Source organism: Acetomicrobium mobile, from assembly GCF_937920065.1.
Genome location: NZ_CALETC010000331.1, coordinates 1 through 3,490 on the forward strand (window position 1 = coordinate 1; position 3,490 = coordinate 3,490).

Genomic DNA, 3,490 nt, shown 5'->3' on the forward strand with positions numbered 1-3,490 from the left:
TTTGTCGCGTATTTCAGGGAATAGGAGGAGCTATGATCGTAACGACATCCGTGGCTATACTTGCCTCTGTTTTTCCGCCTGGGGAAAGAGGAAAGGCCATGGGGATAAATACTGCTGCGACCTACTTGGGATTATCTTCAGGACCCTTTTTTGGCGGCATTTTAGTCCAAAACTTTGGATGGAAAAGCATCTTTGTCACCGCTGGCGCATTAGGGTTGTTTGTTTTATACACGATACTTCGGCACATAAAGACGGAATGGGTTGCCTCTAAGGAAAAGCCCTTCGATATTTTAGGAAGCTTTTTGTATGTAATCTTCCTGCTCTCGTTCATGTACGGCGTCTTTCTTATTCCTCAGATAAAAAGCTTGTATTTTATTTTAACCGGCATGGCGCTTTCGATCGTCTTTTTTAGGTACCAATGGGTCGCATCCAATCCAGTATTTAACGTTAGGCTCTTCGTCGATAATCGAAGCTTTGCCTTCTCAAATATGGCTGCCCTCATAAACTACGCTGCAACTGCCTCGGTAGCCTTTTTATTGAGTCTTTATCTTCAATATGTAAAAAATATGTCACCACAATCAGCGGGTCTTGTCTTAGTGATACAGCCAGCCATTCAAGCTGTCTTTTCCCCTTATGCAGGGCGTATGTCCGACAAAATAGAGCCAAGATTTATAGCTTCTGCGGGAATGGCGCTTACAGCTTTAGGTTTATTTTTATTGGCAATATTAAAGATAGATACATCAATGTCTTATTTAGCTATGGCATTATGTTGCCTCGGGTTTGGCTTTGCTCTCTTTTCTTCTCCCAACGTGAACGCCATAATGAGCTCTGTCTCGAACGAGTACTACGGTATTGCATCCAGCTCTTTGGCAACAATGCGGCTACTTGGTCAAACGATGAGCTTAGCCCTGGCTACCGCCATATTTTCCATAATGCTAGGCAAAGAGGAGGTAAGTACGGCAAATATTGGGATTTTTTTAAAAAGCGTTAATCTGTCTTTTGTAATTTCAACTATCACTTGTATCATTGGAATTTATTTTTCTTATGCCAGGGGAGAAATTCTCAGCCATAAAGCAAGTAATAACTCCGATTGATATTTTAGAACCAAGATTGTTGAATGACCTTCTCTGCAAACATAATAACTAGCCCTGCAATGCATGAGTAAATGCAAGGCTAGTTATTATAAACTTATTGTGCTATTATATCACTATGTAAGTATACTTGAAGCTTATGCTGTTTTTTTAGCCCCACGCCTTTTTTTCGCTAGCCTGCAAACCTTCGTATAGCGCAGAGACGGTCTTTTGCTTAAAGGCTATTGCCTCCATCAGCTTGTTTTTAATGCTTTCGTCCTCGATCATGTGCCATGTGCCGGCCAAATCGCTCATGGAGTCAAGTTCGCCAATCAGCGCTTCCCTTATCAGTTCTGCCATCTCTAAAGGGTCATTTGTGTGGGAATGGACGTGTTCTCCTTCTGGCATTACAACTTTACACATATATACTCTCCCCTTCGTCGTGATCTTTTGTGCTCATTAATGTTATCATCTTAGTGATAACAGTCAAGCGGGAGGCAACTTTGCTCACAAACCAAAGAGGAGGGATGTTGTATGGCAGATTGGGAAAGTTTCAGAAAAAACCATTACGAGCTTTTGGGCAACGCTATTGTTAAAAACTTGGATAAAAAGGGCTACAGTGCCGAATACGTGGCAACTGCGGAAGGTGCAAAAAGAACGATAATTGACCTTATACCTGAAAGGGCCAGCGTTGGGGTCCCCGGGAGCGTAACGTTAAGGGAACTCGGGTTGCTCGAAGCGCTCGAAAAAAGAGGCAACAAGATAGTTCATCACTGGGATCCAAGCTTGGTTGGCGAAGAACGCATAAGAAGACTACAAGAGGAATTATCATGCGACGTTTTCTTAACGAGCGCGAATGCCCTGACCATAGACGGGACCATCGTTAACATTGACGGCACCGGCAATAGAGTGGCCGGCATGGCTTGGACCTCGGGAAAAATCATTTACGTCATTGGAATAAACAAAGTCTGCGCTGGGGGGCTTGAAGCGGCAATAGCTCGCGTTAAAAACTTCGCAACGCCTCCTAATGCAATGCGCCTGAACATCAAAACACCTTGTGCATCCCTGGGTTATTGTGTAGATTGCGATGTACCGGAACGAGTTTGTAGGGCAATGTTGATCTTAGAGCGAGCTCCATCGGGCAGAGACTGTCATGTCATTTTAGTGGGTGAGATCGTCGGGTTCTAAAGCTTCTGAAAATGACTTATATTTTATTAACTGGGTCATTGCTTTGGTCTTGCTATTTACAAAGAGACAATGACCCAGTTATGTGTTTTAAACAGTCATGATATATTTAAAAGCTGCTTGTCAATTTGAGAGAGATCCAGAACAACTAAAACATCGTAAACAGCGTGAGTCAATTACATGTTTTTAGGGGGAATTAGAGTGTGGGATATGGAAACGCTGTTGATTTTAATAGATTCTTCTCCTTTTATGGTACTTTTTAAGGACAGGCAGGGCAGATGGATCTGGATGAACCAGTCATTTATAAAGGAGATGGACCTGCCTCCTCGAGAAGAAATTTTGGGCAAACATACACAAGATTTGCTTCCCGAGTCGAAAGACCTTTGCCGTGAAGATCGCGAAGTCGTAGCTAGAGGCGAACCTCTGCTTGGACTACTTAGAAAAGTAACCCTGCCATCCGGCAGAAAAAGATGGCACTTAACTGACAAAATACCCATAAAAACTCCCGGCAGTGGAGTCGCTGGTGTCGCTGTTTTTATTAGGGACGTGACCGAACAAAGGGAAGCTCAAAGAAAACTAGAGCGGTTAAATAGGGTGTTAGAGGCTGTCCTGGATGTTAATCAACTCATGGTAAGGGAAAAATTGGGACGCAATCACTTGCTTAACGAAATATGTGGCATTCTCGTAAAGGGCCAGTGCTATGAAAGTGTTTGGATCATTTTATTAGATCCTCAAACAGGATATCTTTTGGATGTCTTTTCTTTAACTGAAACAAAGGCGGAAATAAAGAGATGTTTAAGCCCACAATTTGTGTCTCACCTAACTACGGATTCAAAGGATGGCTTTTCGGCCATAAAATATGAGGATTTGCTTCGTAAGGGTTGGCAACTTCCTAAACGTTATACGGGTAAAGTCTTGATTTCTTCTCGCCTAGAGCATGGCAAAAAAACCTATGGTGTAATATGCGCTTCATTGCCTCGAAACGTCGAGCTGGAGATAAAAGAAAAGGACCTTTTTTTAACTCTAGCAAATGATATAGCTTACGCTTTACATAAGCTTGACGTCAGGGATGAACTTCGCAGGGAAAAGATTTTTTGGGAAAAGCTATTCAACGTTTCCCCTGAAGGCGTAGTTTTATGCGCACCGGATGGTCGTGTCTTGAGAGTCAACAATGCCTTCTGCCACATCTTTAGGTTTTCCAGCCCCGAAGAAGTGATAGGAAAAAACATTGACAG

The 3,490-nt window shown here is 42.8% G+C and carries 4 protein-coding genes; 3 read left to right on the forward strand and 1 reads right to left on the reverse strand.

Features of this window, described 5'->3' with window-relative positions:
* The coding region (locus Q7P41_RS12305; protein WP_303884647.1) for an MFS transporter at window positions 1-1,094 on the forward strand (1,094 nt) is incomplete at its 5' end.
* 147 nt (window positions 1,095-1,241) lie between these two features.
* Here Q7P41_RS12305 and Q7P41_RS12310 read toward each other — a convergent pair.
* On the reverse strand, window positions 1,242-1,493 hold the full coding sequence (locus Q7P41_RS12310; protein WP_303884648.1) for a hypothetical protein: 252 nt from the start codon (window positions 1,491-1,493) through the stop codon (window positions 1,242-1,244).
* A gap of 111 nt (window positions 1,494-1,604) precedes the next feature.
* On the opposite strand from Q7P41_RS12310, the gene Q7P41_RS12315 reads away from it, so the two are divergent.
* Together Q7P41_RS12315 and Q7P41_RS12320 are read left to right on the forward strand one after the other, a co-directional pair.
* Window positions 1,605-2,258 carry a lactate utilization protein gene (locus tag Q7P41_RS12315; RefSeq protein ID WP_303884650.1) on the forward strand — a complete coding sequence of 218 codons (654 nt, stop codon included), beginning with the start codon at window positions 1,605-1,607 and terminating at the stop codon, window positions 2,256-2,258.
* A 207-nt stretch (window positions 2,259-2,465) separates the two neighbouring features.
* The coding region (locus Q7P41_RS12320) for a PAS domain-containing protein (protein WP_303884652.1) at window positions 2,466-3,490 on the forward strand (1,025 nt) is incomplete at its 3' end.

Excerpts from the sequence above, each read along its gene's own strand:
- Q7P41_RS12310 (WP_303884648.1), bottom strand. The coding sequence starts at position 1,493 with ATGTGTAAAGTTGTAATGCCAGAAGGAGAACACGTCCATTCCCACACA.
- Q7P41_RS12315 (WP_303884650.1), top strand. The coding sequence starts at position 1,605 with ATGGCAGATTGGGAAAGTTTCAGAAAAAACCATTACGAGCTTTTGGGC.